At 34.1% G+C, this 20,465-nt stretch carries 14 protein-coding genes and 3 pseudogenes; 10 read left to right on the forward strand and 7 right to left on the reverse strand.

Translation table 11 applies throughout. The annotated features are described in order from the left end of the window. Nucleotides 1-34 precede the first annotated feature (34 nt). Entirely contained in the window at nt 35-430 is a 396-nt protein-coding gene (locus tag CN326_RS25375) for a M23 family metallopeptidase (protein ID WP_369680107.1), read from the forward strand. Between the two features lie 561 nt (nt 431-991). Here the strand turns inward: CN326_RS25375 and CN326_RS03795 are convergent. Continuing rightward, nucleotides 992-1,669 (reverse strand): GNAT family N-acetyltransferase, encoded by a 678-nt coding sequence (locus tag CN326_RS03795; RefSeq protein ID WP_176524529.1) that lies wholly within the window; start codon nt 1,667-1,669, stop codon nt 992-994. 65 nt (nt 1,670-1,734) lie between these two features. After that, the gene (locus CN326_RS24945) at nt 1,735-1,968 is read right to left on the reverse strand and encodes a hypothetical protein (protein ID WP_483295629.1); all 234 of its coding nucleotides are present in this window, start codon (nt 1,966-1,968) and stop codon (nt 1,735-1,737) included. A gap of 391 nt (nt 1,969-2,359) precedes the next feature. Between CN326_RS24945 and CN326_RS03805 the strand changes: the two genes are divergently transcribed. The 6 genes from CN326_RS03805 to CN326_RS03830 all read left to right on the forward strand — a co-directional run bounded on the left by CN326_RS03805 (nt 2,360) and on the right by CN326_RS03830 (nt 13,833). After that, nucleotides 2,360-3,364, forward strand: a complete 1,005-nt coding sequence (locus CN326_RS03805; protein ID WP_098306380.1) for a proline racemase family protein — start codon at nt 2,360-2,362, stop codon at nt 3,362-3,364. 99 nt (nt 3,365-3,463) lie between these two features. Next, on the forward strand, nt 3,464-4,441 hold the full coding sequence (locus CN326_RS03810) for an ornithine cyclodeaminase family protein (RefSeq protein WP_098306382.1): 978 nt from the start codon (nt 3,464-3,466) through the stop codon (nt 4,439-4,441). Nucleotides 4,442-4,866: 425 nt separating this feature from the next. After that, on the forward strand, nt 4,867-7,410 hold the full coding sequence (locus CN326_RS03815; protein ID WP_098306398.1) for an MrcB family domain-containing protein: 2,544 nt from the start codon (nt 4,867-4,869) through the stop codon (nt 7,408-7,410). Beyond that, the gene (locus tag CN326_RS03820) at nt 7,385-9,859 is read left to right on the forward strand and encodes a restriction endonuclease-like protein (RefSeq protein ID WP_098306400.1); all 2,475 of its coding nucleotides are present in this window, start codon (nt 7,385-7,387) and stop codon (nt 9,857-9,859) included. The genes CN326_RS03815 and CN326_RS03820 overlap by 26 nt, the downstream gene beginning before the upstream one ends. 163 nt (nt 9,860-10,022) lie before the next feature. Continuing rightward, nucleotides 10,023-13,055, forward strand: a complete 3,033-nt coding sequence (locus CN326_RS03825) for a DEAD/DEAH box helicase (protein ID WP_098306402.1) — start codon at nt 10,023-10,025, stop codon at nt 13,053-13,055. Nucleotides 13,056-13,104: 49 nt separating this feature from the next. Beyond that, nucleotides 13,105-13,833, forward strand: coding sequence for an endonuclease/exonuclease/phosphatase family protein (locus CN326_RS03830; protein ID WP_255258091.1), 729 nt, complete (start codon nt 13,105-13,107; stop codon nt 13,831-13,833). A 379-nt stretch (nt 13,834-14,212) separates the two neighbouring features. Here CN326_RS03830 and CN326_RS03835 read toward each other — a convergent pair. The 5 genes and pseudogenes from CN326_RS03835 to CN326_RS03855 all read right to left on the reverse strand — a co-directional run. Beyond that, nucleotides 14,213-14,611: pseudogene (locus tag CN326_RS03835) on the reverse strand (Y-family DNA polymerase); the annotation flags it as partial. A 248-nt stretch (nt 14,612-14,859) separates the two neighbouring features. Beyond that, nucleotides 14,860-15,531 (reverse strand): glycosyltransferase family 2 protein, encoded by a 672-nt coding sequence (locus CN326_RS03840; protein WP_098306408.1) that lies wholly within the window; start codon nt 15,529-15,531, stop codon nt 14,860-14,862. Nucleotides 15,532-15,627: 96 nt separating this feature from the next. After that, nucleotides 15,628-16,929 carry a glycosyltransferase family 2 protein gene (locus CN326_RS03845; RefSeq protein ID WP_098306410.1) on the reverse strand — a complete coding sequence of 434 codons (1,302 nt, stop codon included), beginning with the start codon at nt 16,927-16,929 and terminating at the stop codon, nt 15,628-15,630. 358 nt (nt 16,930-17,287) lie between these two features. Continuing rightward, a complete protein-coding gene (locus tag CN326_RS03850; RefSeq protein WP_098306412.1) occupies nt 17,288-17,803 on the reverse strand; it encodes a DUF3231 family protein in 516 nt (171 codons plus the stop codon). Between the two features lie 896 nt (nt 17,804-18,699). Beyond that, complete coding sequence (locus CN326_RS03855) at nt 18,700-18,813, reverse strand: YjcZ family sporulation protein (protein ID WP_090913000.1); 114 nt, start codon at nt 18,811-18,813, stop codon at nt 18,700-18,702. Nucleotides 18,814-18,914: 101 nt separating this feature from the next. On the opposite strand from CN326_RS03855, the pseudogene CN326_RS03860 reads away from it, so the two are divergent. From CN326_RS03860 to CN326_RS03870, 3 genes and pseudogenes are all read left to right on the forward strand, one after another. Then, nucleotides 18,915-19,373, forward strand: a pseudogene (locus CN326_RS03860) (tyrosine-type recombinase/integrase). Between the two features lie 334 nt (nt 19,374-19,707). Then, a complete protein-coding gene (locus CN326_RS03865) occupies nt 19,708-19,980 on the forward strand; it encodes a hypothetical protein (RefSeq protein WP_098306414.1) in 273 nt (90 codons plus the stop codon). Further along, a pseudogene (locus CN326_RS03870) lies at nt 19,941-20,240 on the forward strand (ribonuclease J); the annotation flags it as partial. The gene CN326_RS03865 and the pseudogene CN326_RS03870, both read left to right, overlap by 40 nt. Nucleotides 20,241-20,465 lie beyond the last annotated feature (225 nt).

Consider the following 20,465-nt stretch of genomic DNA (forward strand, 5'->3'; position numbering starts at 1 on the left):
ACCTAATCATACCCCCGGTGGTGCAAAGGATTTAGTGTTTAATGGTATTAGATGGGGCGAGTTCTCCCCCGGTGTTGGATTCGTCCATGGCACACCTGTTTATGCCATAGAATCGGGCACCGTACGAATAGTAAGACGAAATAGCCCACATTGTCCAGATCCAAACAACTGTCCCCAGTATGATAATATGGTTCTGGTCGAAGATATTGATGGGTTCTACACTCAGTACGGTCACATTACACCAGATGGCCCCATACAGGAAGGGGTGTCAATCCAAATAGGTGACTGCCTTGGATTTGTGGACAATTCAGGCGTCACGACAGGACCTCATGTTCATATTGGACGATACGAACCCGGTGATGCTACCACTTGGTTTAATAGACCGACTTGTGATTGGGTGCTACCTGTCAGCCGTGGCGATTACCAGTGATTGTTTTACAGTTTTTCGCATGATTTTGCGGGTGGTAATAGCTACGCTGGTACTACCCCTTGAAAATCAAAAAATAAGACTATGATTAAAAAAGTTCCTTCTCAACGAACTAGGGTGTATGTATACAATAGAGAGCCATCTCCTTTCTTACATGATATGTATAGCGTTCCATAATTGAACAAATCACTGCACTTATTCAATCTTGCAGGAAAGGAGACTTCGCATGAAAGAGTTATAAATATGAAATTTTTATAAAGTGAGAAGTATGATGATCGCAACCTTTAGCCATAATTACAACTAAAGGTTTTTTAGTATAAAAAATGAAACAAAATAAAAAATTACAAGGAGACAATTTTATGGAAAATAATAAAAATGCAATACTCGCTTTTGTTGTTTTAGCTCTAGGTTTAGTGTTTTTTGTTGGGGGCATGGTGTATTCAATATGGTGGTCTTGAATACTTAAATGCACAAAATCCATGTTTTAGGGTAATTTTAAGTCTTTAACTTGAAGGGCATGCGTCAAGAACCCAATAAGATAATTAGATGCTAATTACCAAAAACTTAACTTATATGCAAGTCTATTCCATATCTATGAAGACCCAATTTTTTAGCTATTGCTTGTGAAGAGAAATTATCCCACGCTGTACTATAAAGAGGATGTAACCCTTCTTTCTTGACTTCGTTTGCCCAAGCAATAACACTTTTTGTTCCATATCCGTTTTCTTTATAGGCTTCCAAAGTTTCCGCACTAGCCTCTGCTGCTTTTGCACTCTTTCTCACACTACAACATACAGAAACTACAATACCGTCTTGAATAATAGCGAAACAAGGCTGTTTCCATTCAAACTCCTCAAATAGATTTGGGAAATCCACTTTTAGTAACTCCTTATTTTCATTTGTTACTCTTACTGCGTCCGAAGTCATATTAAAATTTTCGGGAAAAACGTAAGCTGGGCCCATCCATATGCTACTTATGGTTCTTATCTCATTTAGAATAACAATTAAGTTTTTAAGGTCAACGATATGCTCATTGTTGTTAATAACTTGCAACACTTTATCCATCTTTGAATTTGGGAAAATTTTATTGAAACGAATGACATTTCCTTCTCTGGTACCACCAAGGAAAAATAAAGGGGCAACAAGACCTCCAGGCTCATTTATTTCTGTCATTCTGCCCGAACTATCATATTTAAATAATACATCTGCCTGTATTTCCATTAGCTTGTATTCTTGAGCCAAATTACATCGCCACCTTTCATATCCTGAAAACGGAATGTGAATGTAATTACATATTATTTGTGATTTCATGAACAACACATTATCGCCTTGTTAAAGGCATCTTCAGGAATATATACTTTATTGTCTTTAACTTTATATGGAATGTTATTTCTTTCAAGTTGATCTGTATTAACAGTTTCTACACTGTCACCCCATTGTATATATTTGTCACTGTACCCTTTTTGGGAAATATAAAATATTAAAAGAATAGAAAAAAATAAACATAGAAATACTATTCGTTTCTTTTGCAAATTTATCATCTCCTCTTTACTAACAAAGCAATCTACAATTCCTAAAACTGTTAAAATTATACTATTTTTCACTTTCCGGTGTCACCATTTGTTCTAACTGGGATATCGCCACATGCCCATCAAGGTAAGACAAAGTCATATTCAAAAAACGAAAAAAACGCTATTCTTTCGGTATAAATTCAAAACGAGAGGATGAAATAGTGTAAAAGAAAATATACACATGTCTAAAAAATTGCTATGCAAAGGGTATAATTTTTTAGAAAAAGTGCAAATACAATTGATTGGTTATTGATAATATTCAGTTCCTAAATTCCGGCACAATATTTGCTAATAAAAATATAGGAAACTTTTAAAATAACAAGCGTCTCATATGAGAGTACAAATAACGGAGGGACAAGACATGAATATTAGCAAAATGTACACAACAATCGATGCACATGTAGCTGGAGAACCGTTGCGTATTATTACAGGCGGAGTACCAGCGATAAAAGGAAAAACACAACTAGAAAGACGGGCATATTGTATGGAGCACTTGGATCATCTTCGCGAAGTTCTTATGTATGAACCGAGAGGACATCATGGTATGTACGGTTGTATTATTACGCCTCCTGCAAGTCCGCATGCTGATTTTGGAGTATTGTTTATGCATAATGAAGGCTGGAGTACAATGTGCGGCCATGGAATTGTTGCTGTAATCACGGTAGGAATTGAAACGGGCATGTTCGAAGTAACGGGAGAAGAACAAAAATTCATTATTGATAGCCCTGCAGGAGAGGTTATCGCGTATGCAAAATACAGTGGAAACCAAGTGGAATCCGTGACATTTGAAAATGTTCCTTCTTTCGTTTACAAGAAAGATGTTCCTGTAAAAATTGATGGCTATGAATTTCAAGTAGACATTGCTTTTGGAGGAGCTTTCTATGCTGTTGTAGACAGTAAAGAATTTGGTTTGAAAGTAAATTTTAAAGATTTATCTGCTATTCAAACATGGGGCGGAAAAATTAAACACTACATTGAAAGTCAAATGGAAGTAAAACATCCTCTCGAAGAAGATTTAAAGGGAATATACGGCGTTATCTTTTCAGATGAACCAAATGGAAAAGATGCGATGTTACGAAATGTAACCATTTTTGCGGATGGACAGGTAGATCGCTCTCCTTGCGGCACAGGTACTTCAGCTAGACTTGCAACGCTTGTTGAAAATGGGGTTCTACAAGAAGGAGGAAGTTTCGTCCATGAATGTATTACTGACGGACAATTTGTTGGAGAAGTATTGTCATCGACAAAAATAGGCGAATATGAGGCAATCATTCCAAAAGTTACTGGTCAGGCATTTATTACAGGATTTCACCAATTTGTAATGGACCCAAGAGATCCGTTAAAACAAGGCTTCTTATTGGCGTAGTGTTTGGAGTTGTTTTCTGTTTAGAAAACAAGGGGATTGAAGATGAAATGGTGAAGTAATTGCTATATTGGAGAAAGACTCAGGAAAGGACGAGGTAATATGTTAGTCATAAACGCAGCTGAACAAAAAAGTTTAGTAGATATGAATGAAGTAATTGAACACGCGGCGATTGCTTTAAAAGAGTTTTCTGCAGAAAGAACGATCACTCCGATTCGCTACTCTTTGCCATTTTCTAATTCGCAAAACACCGCATTAATGATGCCTTCAGTAGCTGAAGACCTTGGTGCACTAGGATTAAAAGTAGTAACAGTAGCTCCCAATAACCCTAAAATAGGAAAGAAAACAATCAACGGAGTTGTCATGCTATCTGATTTCCAAACAGGAGAGCCGCTCGCCCTTTTAGAAGGATCGTATTTAACAATGATTCGAACGGGTGCCTTATCAGGTGTAGCGACAAAATATCTAGCTCGCCAAAATGCGAAAAACTTATGCATCATCGGTACAGGAGAACAAGCAAAAGGACTTGTTCAGGCCATGCTCGCTGTACGAGACATTGAAAACATTATGCTTTATAACCGAACAGAACAAAAAGCGGCCGAATTTGCCGAGTATATTAAAGAGAAATTTAATAAACCTGTCTACATATACGCAGATGCAAATGAAGCAGTACGTGAGGCGGATATTGTTGTCACGACAACGAACTCCTTAACACCAGTTTTTTCAGACACATTAAAACCTGGTGTTCACGTAAATGCTGTCGGTTCATTCCGACCAACGATGCAAGAACTACCATCTCATGTCATTTCTTCAGCTAATAAAGTAGTAGTAGAATCAAAAGAAGCAGCACTAGAAGAAACTGGTGACCTACAAATCCCAATACAAGAAGGACTTTTCAAAGAAAGTGATATTCACGCAGAACTTGGCCAAATTATTAGCGGTGAACAAACTGGCAGAGAAAGCGATCAAGAAATTACCGTATTTAAATCTGTCGGGCTGGCTGTTGTGGATATTGTAGTGGCGAAGTATTTTTATGAGAAGGCTATCAAACATAAGGTGGGGACTAGGGTGGAGTTGTGAGTTAGTAAAAGAATCGTTCTTTTCGTTTTGCTATGGTGTTGAACCATATTGAAAAGAACGATTCTTTTTTCTCTTATTGTATAGCTTTGGGTGAATTTGCTTTCTTTTGTATGGCGAATCGTGTCGTAAGGTCTTTATTCTATGTCGAATCGCCGATATATTTCAAAGAACGGTCGATATATTTTGAAAAGCGCCGATATATTCTAAGAAACGATCGATATTGTATTATTGATTGATAGTGATAGATTATTTTGAGTATGGGAATGCGTATGGCTGGTCAAGATTCTGTTTTATTTGTTTAATAGTTACATTTGAAAATATATACTTGTATATAAATAGAATGATATGAAGAGGCTTAAGACTAAGCTAGTATGAAAAGGAATGTTTGAAGTAATTGTAATTAATTACCGCCATGGAGGAAGCACATGTTAGAGAAACTACTCATTGAATTTTCCCGAAAAATAAACCAGGTTAACGAGATAACCACCAATAAACCAAATTGGATCACAAAGATAGATGATAAAGGACTATATATTGAAACAGAATCTTCACGTAAAAGGTACGAAAGCGGAGAAGAATCACAGCCGTACTTTATGATAACTTTTGAGCTTCTTCAGCAAGCTTGGCAAGATTTTATAAATATTCGCACAGCAACTACTGAAGATTTTGTACAAGCAAGTGAACAAAGTGCCTTTTTAATGTCTTTCTTTGCACAACTTCCTTTTGTAACGGTAACAACACTTAACAATTCAACAGCCATTACATTTAAGGAATTTCAAACAGATGATTTACCATGTGAGCAATACGAGAAAGTGATGACGTTTTTAGAAGAGATAATAAATGGTACATATGATCCGCAAAATTTGAGTCAGCAAGTAGAAGGGAATTTATATAGAGTCAAATCTAGAGGACGCCAAGATTTAAGATTACTAGGGTTTCTAAATGAAGCTCATGAGATCAATACAACTCTTTTAAATGAATATATTCAATCAAATAATAAAGATATGTTTATCCGAAGCTTGATTCTAAAACATGAATATTTTCGAATTTCCTTATGTATACTTGAGCTTTTAAGTAGTTATTCTAAGCCTCAGAAGAAAGAAACTCTAGTGGATTTAGGAATGACAATTGTTCGAAATTCACGCGGGGATAACTTAATGGTTGAATCAGTCGCAAAGGAACGTACGCATAACCTGTTAATGTGGTTTGAAAAGGTAGGGTTAATTAATGATGAGTGGATCCCTGCTGAACAATATGTAAAAGCGAATAATGAGAAGGAAGATAATATGAATAGTAATTTGCGTAAAAAGTTTTTAACTGTTATGAATGAGTACTTAGAGGCGAAAAGAGAAGGCTTCGCAGGTCATAAACTAGGTTCTTTTGTTAGAAATGAAATGACAACGGAGATTACCCGCTTACCTTTTATAGATTATAACCAATACATTGTTACTGGTTCAGTCGGTCAAGGTAATTGGGCAGCTGTTCCATGGCTCGCTATTATGAATAAGGATATTACGACATCGACGCAGAGAGGGTATTATATCGTTTATTTATTTAGTGAAGATATGAAGCGACTATATTTAACGATGGCGCAAGGAGTAACGGAAACTTCTAAAGAGGAAATGGAAAAGATTAAGTCTGAGATTCGTCAACATATACATATGTCTAAAAAAATAAAAAAAGATGATGATATTTTCCTTGGTACAAGTCCGAAAGCGAAGGGATATGCAAACTCTACAGCAGCGTACATTGCATATGATGTGAATGGAATGCCAAGTGAAGCAGAATTAGTGGACGATTTAAAAGAAATGCTTAGCTATTATGAGGGATACATTGCTTTTAGAGAGAAAGGGACTGATCACGGAATGGTTTACGAGAAAAAAGAAATGGATTTGAATGAGAAAGAAATTGTAGACCATGTATCTTCTTATATGAAAAGCAAAGGTTTCTATTACGATAAGCAAGATATTATTAACTTTTTCCTTTCTTTAAAAACGAAGCCCTTTGTTATTTTGTCTGGTATTTCCGGTACAGGGAAAACAAAAATTGTTCAGTGGTTCGCAGAAAGTTTAGGTGCAACTGAGGAAAACGGGCAGTTTACACTGATTCCTGTGCGCCCTGATTGGAGCGATAGTTCTGATTTACTTGGCTACGTGAATATTCAAGGTGAATTTCAGGAAAGACCGTTAATTCAAGTTATTGAAAAAGCGGCACAGAATCCGGACAAGCCTTATTTTGTCGTTCTTGATGAGATGAATTTAGCACGTGTAGAGTACTATTTCAGTGATTTTCTAAGTGTGATTGAAAGCCGGAAATGGGAAGGGGGAGAGATTGTTACATCGGCTGTTCTTCCAGAGTCCATTGCTGGAAAACGAATTACGATTCCGTCAAATGTGTATGTCATTGGAACTGTCAACATGGATGAAACAACACATCCGTTAAGTAAAAAAGTACTGGATCGTGCAAATACGATTGAATTTAATCAAGTGAAATTAGATTCCTTTGAGTTTTTAATGGATGCAGAAGAAGTGCAGGCAAAGCGTGTTTCTAATAGTTCCTTGACAGCCACGTTTCTTCATTTAAAGGAATGCTTTCAGCTCAATAAAGATCTCGTGAAGAAAGTATCTCATATTTTAATTGAAATCAATGAAATTCTTGAACTGATTGGAGCGCAGATTGGGTACCGGATACGTGACGAGATTTGTTTTTACATGGCCTACAATGAGAAAAGTGAATTACTATCGTTTGATGAGGCGTTAGACTATCAAATGTATCAAAAGATTTTACCGCGTATTACGGGAAGTGATGGACGGACAGAAGAGGCATTAAAGAAATTATATGAATTATGCTCGAATCGAGAATATGACGGTGAAGATGTTTCGAATGCCAAGTATGTGCGTTCTGCGAAAAAACTGTCTCATATGTTAAGGAGGTTAGAATACGATGGTTTCACCTCTTTCTGGATCTAATGATGACATAGAGCTCATTAAGATTGAGACAGCAGATTTATCACTCACCATCAAAGGAAATCCGTATCACGAAAAATATGAGAGTTTAAAAGAATATCAGGGAATTGCTTCCGATGAAATGATGCATTTTCATGTATCTGGAACAGCTGATTCTATTTTAGTGTACGATGTTCGAGCAAAGGAGCTAGTAGATTGGACTGAGCATCCTCCTATATTCTTTGAAAATAGAAGCTATCAGTTAGTTGTGATTCCGAAACATAATAATGAGCTATCCTTTTATCATGAGCATCCATCACTTCGAAAAGCAATTAGCTCTATCCAAATGGGTCCGTTGAAGATATTGATGGGAAATCTCTCATTTCCTAATGAAGTAGGATATACAGACTTTGAAATTCGAGACGATAAAAATTCGTTATTAACAGTTACATTAGAGGTTTTTCCATCCAAGCTTGATTATAAAGACGATTACCAGGCGCTTTTGGAAGAAGTAAATGATGAAATTTATAATTTGGCATTTCATTTACTAAAAAGAACATATTTAGGAGCATCAACGATTCAAGCTTCTAATCCTTCTAAGAGTGAATTTTATCGTATTTTAAATGACTCTTTTAGTAGATTTATGAAGGCTATTTCTCATATTAAAAGGCAGCCACATCATGCGCTTGTTACAAAGCATCAGCTTGTCCAAGGCGAAAAAATTCGTAGGCTAGATTCTGTTGGAATGAATTACTTACGAAAACGACCACATTTGTTTCAAGAAACAAATATGATTCCAACTAAAGGAATTACGGCTCGTAAAGAAGTATCGTACGATACACTAGAAAATCGTTTTGTGAAGTGGATGATGCAGAGAGTGTTACATAAAGTTGATGATTTATATAAAACCTTGGAATCAGGTTCTACATTCAAACGGTTGTCAGTTGATGAAGATCTCCTTCAAAACGTAAGAAAGATGAAATCCCGATTGAAAAATGAGTTACATGACTCGTTTTGGAGTGACATCGGGAAGATGGATCGTTCCGTCTTTTCTCTTGTCATTCAAATGGCACCTGGTTACCGAGATGCGTATCAAATTTTTCTAATGCTATCGAGGGGACTGACATTAAGAGGACAAATTTTCAAAATGTCTGTAAAAGACGTCGCAAGGCTATATGAATACTGGACATATTTAAAGCTCGGACAAATTTTATCGAAAAAATATACAACGGTGCAGCAAGATATTATTAAAGTGCGGCAAGATGGGCTGTATGTGACACTTGATGAAAGCGCAACTGCAAAACGAACATTTATTCATCCTGAAACAGAGGAAACAATCGAGCTTTATTTTCAAAAGAGAAGTAAAGCATTACCAACAGTAACACAAAAACCGGATACAATGCTTGCGATTGAGAAGAAGGGAAAAAACTATCAGTATCAATACATTTTTGACGCGAAATATCGAATTGATTTTGCAAAGGATGGTTCCCATTATAACAGGCAGTACGGAACTCCTGGCCCAATGGAAGAAGACATTAATACGATGCATCGCTACCGAGATGCATTAGTTGTAGACCAAGGAGGCCCGTTTGAGAGAACAGCTTACGGTGCTTACGTATTATTTCCATGGAACCAAGAGGAAGAATATGAACATCATCCTTTCTATAAAAGCATTGAAAAAGTGAATATTGGCGGATTCCCATTCTTACCGAATGCTACAAGACTCGTAGAGCAATTTCTTGATCATCTAATTGAAAAAAGCCCTGAAGAGATTATAAGAGAAGGAATTCTCCCAAGAGGGACAAGAGAGGAATGGCAATCCTCTTTAGATGAAAAGGTACTCGTTGGAGTTGTGAAAAACAAAGAATATTACGAGGCACATATGAAAGAAGGTTTCTATCATATTCCTGTTTCACAATTAAAACAAGGCTGGCAAGAAGTAAAATACGTAGCATTGTATGCACCAAAAAAGTGGCACGGAGAAAACGGTGGCATTCAGTACGTCGCAAAAATTAAAAATATCCAAATCAAAAGACGAAATCAAATTCATGAATTGCCTAGTGACAAGACAAACGATTACGTTTATTTCGAACTATCTCCATGGAAAAAGCTTGATCATCTCATTCGTCCAGTAGGATATGGAATACAAGTATATACACTAACGAACATGTCATTATTAAAAGAAGTGCAAGAACTTCCAGAGTTGTTTATGAAGTCGAATGAAGAACGTCTTCTTTGGCGAACACTTCGTAGATTTACGAAGAAGGTTAGAATCGAGCTGGATCATTCATACTTGGATCAGGCATCTGCCATTAAGAGTTATCATATTCAAGATGTTCATATCAAGATTGATTATGAACAGGGAAATGTGATGATTGGAAAAGAGCGGGCAGTTAGAGAGTTTCCTTTGGATTTGGTTGTGAGGAATTCTTCGGTGTTGTTTAAGGTGGTTTTGGAGGAGTTGGGGAGGTAGTGAAGTTGAATATTATTGGGTCTTTCTTTTTTATTTGTATGTTGTTTTGAAGAAGATAATATAGTTTTCTATTATTATCCAATAAAATCAAAATTTTTGTTATGATATTATTTAATTTTAAGTATAGTGTGAATTATATGATAATTATAACAGGAGTGAAAATATGAAAATAACGAGATTACAGTCGGTGTTGAAGGCCTGGCACTTAGTCGAAGCATTAGCACCAAGTGAAGTTCCAGGTAAGGGAGAAGTTGTGGGAAAAGGTTACTTCAAAGATAATAAAAATCGAAGTCGAACGCGTTTGATAGATTTTAATGAAACTCCTTGGCAGTACGATCAAGTAAAGGATAGTAAAAAACATCGAGTGCAATTCCGTTATTACTTGTCTTGTTTCGAGCATCATAAACTTGTTAGCTTTATACGTGATATTTTTAAAAACAACGATGAGATTATTAATAAGGACCATAAAGCTTTATTTAGTTTTTCTTTTTTGGTGGATAGTAATGGAAATTATGTAAAAGATTCAATGTTCGTTCCTTTTTTAATGTATGTAATGAAATTGATGGCAGAAACCTCAAAAGTACATTATGAGGAACTAATGACTTCTTTTCGGAATCAATTGCAGCTATTTGAAGAACAAGCACAGACTGTGTTTACAAATGGAGTAACAAAAGAATCCTTACTTTCAATTCAACAAGTATACCAGCAATATTTTCATCGATTAGATAATAATTCATTAAATTATTTAGAAATGGAAGTTATGAAAGTAGACCAAAAATCTATATCTAAAAATTTTAATAGCTTTTATTTAAATGACTTAGAATTAATATTATCAAAAGGAGAAAACGAAACACTCCGTCGGTTTATTGAGGGGACATTTCCTGAAGAGCGTTTGGATATAAATGAGAATCGGGAATATATTGAAAAGATTTTACAGCCTAGAAATCTACCTGATGGCCGTTGGCCATCACCGGTAGATCATAGTTTGTCTTTAATGCAGCAGGTGGCTGTAAATCAAATTATAAATAATAATCAAAAAATTAGTTCTGTTAATGGGCCACCAGGAACAGGAAAGACTACGTTATTAAAAGATATTTTTGCTGATATTGTAGTTCAAAGAGCAAAAGAAATGGCGCAACTAGATAATCCTTCTAAAGCTTTTACAAAAATAAAAACTATTAATTTAGATGGCTTTCATTATCCAATCTATTTATTAGATTCAAAAATAAATAAGTACTCTATGGTTGTTGCTTCAAGTAATAATGGAGCAGTTGAAAATATTTCCAAGGACCTTCCTAAGCTAAAGGAAGTTATACGACCTTCTGATGAAAGTAAGTTTAAGGAATATGAAGAGCTGTATGCTAAAGAGGCAAAGGATTTATCTATGTATCCATCTGCCGCAAAAAATCTTTTAGGTAGCGATGATGATGCATGGGGATTGTTTTCAGGAGCTCTTGGAAAATCTGATAATATAGCTTCATTTGGTTGGAAATTGTTTGGAAGTAAGAATGAACAGCATGCTTTTCTTCAACAATTGGAGCAGGATAGTAAACAAGTCAGCATAAAGGATTGGGAAGAAGCTGTAAAAGATTTTGAAGATATTTCAAAATATGTACACCAAGAAAAGGAAGATCTTCAAAAATTTTGCGATGATTTTCATAGTATACAAGCTTTTAACACCCAATTAAAAGTGTTAGAGAATCAATTATTTATACTGAAGCAAGAACAAGTGAATATAGAGAATGAGACGAGACATTTAGAACAGCAAAAGCAACGAACAGAGCAACAGATTCAACTCCTACCTAAACCCACTCTTTTGCAAAGGTTTCTATGCAAAAAAAACACAAAAAAAATCGACTTAGAAAATGCACTCAATGATATTATTTCGCGTTTGAAAGAAGAAGAAAGTAAGTTCCACTTAAAAAGCAAAAAAATAAGCGAGTCTAAGAAGACTATAGAGGAAATAAAGAGGAAAATATCTACCTTTACAAAACGGCTAAACGATTATAAAATGCAAAGCTTGGTATTACCTGATGAAGACTATTGGTCAAGTACTCAACAGGCATATGAAAATCGACAATTAAATACAATTTGGCTTACGGATGATCTGAATTTCAAAAGAGGATTATTGTTTTTAAAAGCTATGAAAATCCATAAATTAATATTAGCCTTTAATTTTGAGGCGATTAAATCTACTTTGCGTTTATTAATTAATCGTACAAATTTAGATCTTAATGATAAGGATCATAGAGAATATTTAAAGAACATGTGGCAAACTGTTCATTTAATTACCCCTTTGGTAAGTACAACTTTTGCGAGCTTTAGTTCTATGTATAGAGGTATAGAAAAGGACTTTATTGATTATTTGTTCATAGATGAGGCAGGGCAAGCTACCCCTCAGCAATCAGCAGGTGCTATATGGAGGGCTAAAAAAGTAATAGTAGTAGGTGACCCGATTCAAATTGAGCCTGTTGTAACAATTGATCAAACAATTTTAGGGGATATTAAGAAGTACTTCAATGTAAATGATAGATATATTGCCATGGGTACCTCAGTTCAAACTTTAGCAGATGCAGCGAATCCATATGGAATGTTTAACAGCTATGGTCAATGGATTGGAACACCTTTATGGGTTCATAGAAGATGCTTAAATCCAATGTTTACTATCGCAAATGAAATAGCCTATGATAACAAAATGGTATTAGGCAAAAAGGAGCAAGGCAAGAGTGCCTGGTTCGACTGTAAAGGATCGGCTATTAACCGTCAATTTGTTGAAGAGCAAGGAAATTTGGTGGTAGATCATATTATTGAATTATGGGAAAAGGCTTCAAGTCCTCCAAAAGTATATATAATCTCTCCTTTTACTGCGGTAAAAGATGGTATTAAAAAAATTCTAATAAAAAGGTTAAAAAACATGAATGTTTCTACAGAAATATTAAAGGATTGGGTGAAGAATTCTATAGGTACTGTCCATACATTTCAAGGAAAAGAAGCTGATATTGTTTATTTTGTAACTGGTACAGATGAAAATAGTGATGGAGCAGCTAACTGGTCATGTTCAAAGCCTAATTTAATAAATGTAGCTGTTACACGAGCTAAAAAAGAGTTTTATGTAATTGGTGATTACAAGCGATTTTCTAAGAAACCTAACTATGCTGCTATCGTGGAAAACATAGATGAATGTAAAAGAACGTAAGAACCAAAGTTAATAAGAAAAATTATATAAAATGAGAGGGGGGATAACTTTGAAAATTTTATCATGGAACATCCAACAAGGTGGCTCTGATAAACGCATACCTCAAATTGCGGAGCAGCTTAACAAACATGCACCTGACGTTTTAATTGTAACAGAATACTGGGAAGGGCCAAAAGGTGAAAGACTGCAGGCGCTATTGAGAGAAGCAGGCTATACGTATATGAAGACAAGTGGCGGGCAACTCAAACAAAACAGTATCCTTGTTGCATCTCTTCATTCATTTGAAGTCGTATCTTCTTTTTATAAAAGAGAAACAAACAAAGAACGCTGGCTAGAGATCAAACTTGATAAACAGAACCTGCATGTTCTTGCGGTTCACATCCCTACGAGTAACAATAAACCACAAGAAAAACTGGACTTCTGGAAGGAAGTCAATACATTCGCCCGGGAGCACAGTAACACGAAATCTATTATTATCGGAGACTATAACACAGGCTTGCCGGAAGATGCGCAAGGTACTCCGTTTTATGGTACCGAATATATGAAAGAACTGATTGACCTCGGTTGGACGGATGCATGGCGACATACACATGGATCGTTTGCCGGGTATTCATGGTACAGTCCGAAAGGAAATGGTTTTCGTCTCGACCACGCCTTTGTGTCTCCGACTTTAAAGGATGCAATTTTAGAAACGTATTTCTCGCATCGAGAGCGGTTGCTTGGATATTCGGATCACTCGGTGTTGGTGATGGAGTTACTGGATGAGGATAATAATTAAAAAGTTTCTAAGAGGGGAATAAAATGCAAACAACGGTGTTAAATACAACGGGTTTATTTACAACCATTTAAAACAAAATAATCAGATACACAACAATGCGTAGAAAATAACGTAACAAAGTTAATCGAAAATGAAGAGCGTGGTAAGGGGAATATGGAATACCATTTAGAAAAATTGTAGCTGTGAGTACCGAAAAGTTATAAAATGCATGGCTTTATTTCTTATTCGATTTCTCTGATAAAAAGATGAAGAGGGATTTGCATTAGCTGATTTAAAGTGAAATAACTAAAAATTCTTCTTGAAAAGGGAACCATTTCGTTCTCTTTTTCTAATTTTTATAGTGTTTCTATGGTACCGTAGAAATAAGTACTTGTAATATATATATTTCTCTTTTGAACTTCATAGAAAATTCGTATGGATTTCGTGCGAACAGATGTAAACTTGCTGTAACGTCCATAAAGAATTCGTCAATGGAATACTGGTGAAAATCCTCAAAAGCGACGTATTGAAGAGCCAATTTTGTTATGTAATTTGAACATCTAATGTATATTTCCATAGTAGGATTTACTATGAGTATGTCATGCCGCCGTGGGATTTCGTATAATCGGCTCATCTTTTTAACTCCTAATTCTTTCAGAGGAGGGGTTGCAGCTAACACAATTGACCCTTGCCTATTCACATCGCCAACAACAGCTAGTTTTGTACAGAGCGGATCGAGACCCATTTTGATGCAGGAAACGCTAGCGTAAAAACTTCGAAGGTCTTCTGTTGTCAATATCTAGTAAACTATTTGTTTACTATTTAATTTGGACATATAGAATAAATATACAAATTAACACTTTCAGCAAAAAAGAAGTTTCGCCTTATTGGAATTTCATTTAATTTCATGTCTAGATAAAGTACCTAATCGTTTAACAGAGCCAAAATAAAAACATAGAGATGAAAAAATCTCTATGTTTTTATTTTCAGATCTATAACAGGAACCATGCCACTATCCCTAAAGATTATTTATATGGAAATTATCACTTATACAAATGATCGGAAATCATCTGTATAAGTGATAATTTCACCCCACTGCATATAGTCTTCATCAGATACTTTCCATGTGTGTTTATTGGTGTCATGACGTATAACAGCAAAATTATGTCTATCAGTAGAATAGATTTTAAAACCATTCTTTTTACAGGTATCTATAAAAAAATAATCTTCAGCTCTATTTACTTTTTCAAATTGAACTTTTTTGAATACGTCTTTTTTGAAGATTAGTGTAGCTCCTGCTACAGAATCAGTAAAGGCTTTTTCTGTATTTGATACCAACATCAAAGCTTGTTTAGTATTGAAATAAACATAATAAGAGCTTTTACCTAAAATAGCAATATCTTTATTATTAAATTCGGGCATCGCATGAGCTAGGTAGTATGGACCGTAGTAATCATCATCATCAAATTTGGCTATATAATCATACTTAGATTTCTCCACCCCGAAATTTAAACAATCACCTAAAGTTGCCTGTTCATGCAGCTGAAATACACTGACATTATGATAATCTTTAGCTTTATTTTTCCATTTACTTAAATTCATAGTATCCTTATTTAAAATAATAATTAATTCTTTATCTTTCCATATTTGCTGTTCATAGTTTCTAAAAACGTTCTCTATATATTCCTCTCTTATTGTACAAGTAATGATTGAAACCATTTACTTTTCCACTCCTAACATAATATATAACTTAGTCAAAGAAAGGATAATAAAATATAAAGATTTAAAATTCTGCGATTATTTTAGGAACCCTCTCTATTTTAATTTTGGTCCAATAATTTTTTCTACAATATAAATCAAATTGTTATACTCTTTTAAGTTTTTAATTTTATTGACATCAGATAAAAGCTCATTTCTTTGATCTAAGTCAAAACCTACTGCGTTTAATATGTTTATATGTCGAATATCAATCTTTAACAACAGTACAATAGTTTTTAGAATCTCAATGAATTTTTTTCGAAAAGATAGTGACTCATTTGGATGATTTTGAATGAGTAACTTATACTCGCCTAATACTTTGTTCATCATTAATAAATCTGTAATTCGAGCAAGCTCTAGGCCAAGAATAAGAACGTCTACGTCAGGGTGTTTTAGCGTGAATAAGTGGTAATTCCCCATCGCTTCTTGCCATCTATTCTCTCCAACAGGATGCTCTTGATGATAAGCTGTAACAGTCTTGCTAACTAAATATTTAGCTCCAGCCTTATATAAGCGATATCCTAACTCCCAGTCTTCATAACCATAATTTATAAAATCTTCATCAAATTTTCCCACTTGTTCAATTAACTTTTTACGTAAGGAAACATTTCCAGTTAAAAAGGCCATCCATGGAAAATGAAATCCATTTAATTGCGCATCAAAATTATCTAGTATTGTATTATACCAATGTACTGCAGGGGTCTTAACTTTTAATTCTCTATAAAGCTTTGTATCAATGTCTTTTCTTTCTAATAACGGATATGAAGCGATAATGTTGGAATGTTTATAGTCTTCAATTCGGTCGTAGAGCACTTGGTTATTTTTTGTCTTGGTGTATATTTCTTTTATTTGTTCGCGATCAAATCCCGGGAATATACAAGAATATACTGCGTTATAATACATACCCCCTGATAAAACCAAGTTATCCATTAATTGATGATACTTAAAATGATTTTGAACAAATTCAGGCTCTGTAATCATTTCTGCATCTAAAAATATAAGAATATCCCCTCTTGAATATTTAATACCAATATTTCGAACCGTCGCTCTACCGAGATTTCGTTTACATTTAAAATACCTAAAATGATAAGAAAATTGATGATTTCGTAATATCTGTAAAGTTTGATCAGTTGAAGCATCGTCGATAAAGAGGACTTCCATTTTTGAAAGGTCGAATGTTTGTTTATCTAAAGAATATAAAGTTAATAAATTTAGCGGATATTTATTATAAGAAGGAATGATAATACTAACTTTTATATCATGATTTTTTATTAGTTCCTTTTTATTTTGACTAGGAGTATTCGCCTTTTTTTCATCCATAAAATTAGGAGATTTAGTTTCAAATTCTTTGTTATCCATCTTTATTTCCACTCCTTTTCACACTACTATTAGTTAATGTAAAAAAAGGGGAAAAGATTGGACAATCACTTAGGTAAAAGCGTTTTTTTATAATCTAACACCTTTCGAATGAAAGTAAACTTTTAAAGATTAGTTCACTTTCACCAATTCACATTGGTAGTGAAGAATAATTAAATTTTGTTTCGAATACATACCATTTAATACAGTAAGCAATCACATATATTCTTTTATATTTCTTTTCTAACGCATACAAAAAAGATGGCTGGACACCATCTTTTTTACACAATTCTAAAATGTTTATACTCTTATCCAGGTTAAAAACAATCATAACAAAAAGAAATTAGATTACTATTAAATACTATGCTTGTTCTGATTGTTGAACATGTAATGGAGGTGGAATAATCCAACCTTTTTTCTTATTCATACGAAGCAATATAGCTCCAGCTTGTGCTTTTTTCATATGGAATTGACCAAACATCATTCCTACATCTTCTCGAAGAGATTGTCCCATAGCTTGGCTACATGCTACTAAACCAGCAGCAAGGTCCATAGAAACTTTAGCAGCAATTTCTGCATCATTAATACGAGCGCCAGGGGGGATCGACTCAATAGATGCAACTGGTCTTTCTGGAGGTGCTGGTGGCAATGCAACACCATTTAATTTTAATAAATTTTTTAATTCTTCAACTTCTGATTGGATATCATTCTCTACAAGGTTTTCTAAAAACTTCTTTAAGTCCTCATCTCCTGTATGGTTAATGAGAACTTGATAACCAGCAATTGCACCTTGTGCCGCTGCAAGATAACTCCAAATTCCAAAGACTTCTCCGTAATGCATTGGTTCATGTTGTGGATTTCCACTTAAAACACCCATTAAAATATTCCTCCTTAAAGAAATTAAACGCTTAACAACAATGCTTAGTATAGAAAAAATTTTCCTAACCATGTTCAGGATTAGAGAAAATAAGTTCTTATAACTCATATGGAACACCTTACCGAAATATAGTAATTACATCTTGTAGTGTATACTGTTACAAAAATTTTATTCTTATAAATAACACATGTATTTTAAGTAACATAATCCATTGTTATCGATAGAAAATACAAATACCTAAATCTAAAAATAATTTCAAAGAATTCTTTGAATAAGATAAATAATAATATAAAAGCAGCATTCCAAAACATCATTCCAAAACATCCAAAACTTAATGATAGGCGAACGTCTAGTTGGTTTCAAAGAACTTAACGGATGGATTTGGTGTCAAAAGGTTCTTAAATTTGAAGAAGGATATATAGATGAATATATAATTGATGATTTATAAGAGTTGTTGTCCAAAATGGTGACCGTAAAGGAAGATTAATGAGAGGTACGGTTTATCATAACATCAATAATATGTGGTGGGTTGTAATAAATGACTTTTCTTATACAAACAATGCTTGCTTTGAATTATTTAATATTGATACAGAGGAAAATAGGCAAAGAAAGCTTATTAAATAGTCAGGTCTGCATAATCCAAAATCAAGAATGGTGCCAACAGAAGAGGAATTTAAAAAACGAGCGTTAGAAGCAAGAAGATCTTCTAAGGAAGAACAAGTTAAAAAAGTTAATGCACTTTTATCATATCTATATTCGTTAGATTGGTTATCTCGTAAATTTAAATTTTATATAAAAAGTACGAAGAGATTAATGTGCAGGTTGTGGAAAAGTATGCGGATGGAAGTATCAATTCAATAAGAAAAGACACTCAAATTGAGTGCCTTCTCTTAGCATCAGCAGCCAAATCCACCTCCAAAACAACTACAACCGATTATGATTAATAAGATAAATAACACAATCAGTAAGGCGAATCCGCCGCCAAAGCCACCACAACCAGCAAAACCCATGACCTATTCCTCCTTTTGGTGAGGAAACAAACTATGAGGGCATCGTTATGGATATTCCAGCGGATTTACATTACACTATGTGACGTGGAATTAAAGAGTGCATGAACATTGTTCAACCAATCCGCGATAAAGAAGCAATTCAAGAAATAAAAGAATTTTTCAAGGAACAGAAGGAACGAAACTATATTCTGTTCCTTCTTGGCATTAATACAGGGTTACGTATTTCATATGTGGATTTAAAAGAAAGTTGTACCATTTATAAAACAGTTGTAATAATTTGAAAAAAGTTTAACCGTTTTAGAGGGGGATTTGGAAAGAACAAACCAATTACTAGATCGATGGCATACGTAATATTAACTCAAGCAGCAAAAGAGTTTGGATTAGAACGGATTGGTACTCATTCACTTAGAAAGACATATGGATATCATCACTACAAGCAATTTAAAGATGTAGTTGTTTTACAAACAATGCTGAATCATACGGACCAAAAAGGGGCATTAAGTTATATAGGTATTGAACAAGATACATTGAATGACTATCAAAAGAAATTTAAAATCTAATGTTTTATTTTTTATGTATTTTTGAATTAGCTATAAAAGAAAAGTGTCAAATTCATTTTTATAAAGTATTGAAAAGCTTATTATTTCTAGGATAAATCGGTACAGGTGAATTCAACACAATCTGATTTATAGTGAATTCATTTTTTATGATTATTAATCTTAAATATCAAAAACTATAAGAAAAGGTGGCCTAGAATAGCTAAAAAAGATATGAAATTAAGAACGGTGTGTACTGTAATGATTGTCAATGCGATGGAAGATAGGAATATCTTACTAGGGTTCAGCAGAGATGTTTCAATGTCTCGGATATTAGGACCAAAGATTTACCGCTTTTTTGAAAGAAGATACTACAATTGATGATGTTGTATTAGAAATAAGTAGATTGTTAAAGGAAATTGCTACACAGGAAACTCATCAAACTATTTTTTTAGTTGGAAGAGGGAATGATGGGAAGACGGCTATTATTGAAGCTTCACATCATAATGACTTTGAAATTACTAAGTATCAAGGTGAAACTTATTGGCTTTATGTTATGTCGAAAATTGATCCTGGAGAATTAATAAGAGTGACCGTAAACAGATTTCAGAGGATGGTATGCTTGTTATAGTCATAACTCTTAGTAAAACAGATAGAAAAATGATTTCTGATCCAGATATAATTTCTCGTGGATTTGTATACGTACGTGATTCGGAAGATTTTTTGAAGAAAATTAATCAATTAGCTGTAACAACCATTAATAATTTACTCAAAACTAATATTAACCAGTGGAATGTTCTTAAAAAAGAAATAAAAGAAACACCTGAACAATTTTTATACGAACATACAAAAAGAAAGCCAATGATTCTTTCTATTATAATTGAAGTTTAAAATGCCTATTTTCCCCCTAAGTAGGCATTTATTTAAATTTGAATTAACAGTATCCTTATTAAACTCTATCCATTTAGTTTAATAAGGATACTGTTATAAATTCCTATTATGATGTTAATAATATATTCGCTCTAAAAAAAACCCCAATAGGAGGGGGATTGGGGAAGTGTTTTATTCACAACCTTGCTAGGAAATTTAAATTATCTTTATAAAATATTTACTTTA

The organism is Bacillus sp. AFS018417 (assembly GCF_002560985.1).
Classification (GTDB): Bacteria; Bacillota; Bacilli; order Bacillales; family Bacillaceae_G; genus Bacillus_A; species Bacillus_A rhizoplanae.

Excerpts from the sequence above, each read along its gene's own strand:
- CN326_RS03805 (WP_098306380.1), top strand. The coding sequence starts at position 2,360 with ATGAATATTAGCAAAATGTACACAACAATCGATGCACATGTAGCTGGA.
- CN326_RS24945 (WP_483295629.1), bottom strand. The coding sequence starts at position 1,968 with ATGATAAATTTGCAAAAGAAACGAATAGTATTTCTATGTTTATTTTTT.
- CN326_RS03820 (WP_098306400.1), top strand. The coding sequence starts at position 7,385 with ATGGTTTCACCTCTTTCTGGATCTAATGATGACATAGAGCTCATTAAG.
- CN326_RS03840 (WP_098306408.1), bottom strand. The coding sequence starts at position 15,531 with ATGGTTTCAATCATTACTTGTACAATAAGAGAGGAATATATAGAGAAC.
- CN326_RS03850 (WP_098306412.1), bottom strand. The coding sequence starts at position 17,803 with ATGGGTGTTTTAAGTGGAAATCCACAACATGAACCAATGCATTACGGA.
- CN326_RS03855 (WP_090913000.1), bottom strand. The coding sequence starts at position 18,813 with ATGGGTTTTGCTGGTTGTGGTGGCTTTGGCGGCGGATTCGCCTTACTG.
- CN326_RS03845 (WP_098306410.1), bottom strand. The coding sequence starts at position 16,929 with ATGGATAACAAAGAATTTGAAACTAAATCTCCTAATTTTATGGATGAA.
- CN326_RS03815 (WP_098306398.1), top strand. The coding sequence starts at position 4,867 with ATGTTAGAGAAACTACTCATTGAATTTTCCCGAAAAATAAACCAGGTT.
- CN326_RS03810 (WP_098306382.1), top strand. The coding sequence starts at position 3,464 with ATGTTAGTCATAAACGCAGCTGAACAAAAAAGTTTAGTAGATATGAAT.
- CN326_RS03825 (WP_098306402.1), top strand. The coding sequence starts at position 10,023 with ATGAAAATAACGAGATTACAGTCGGTGTTGAAGGCCTGGCACTTAGTC.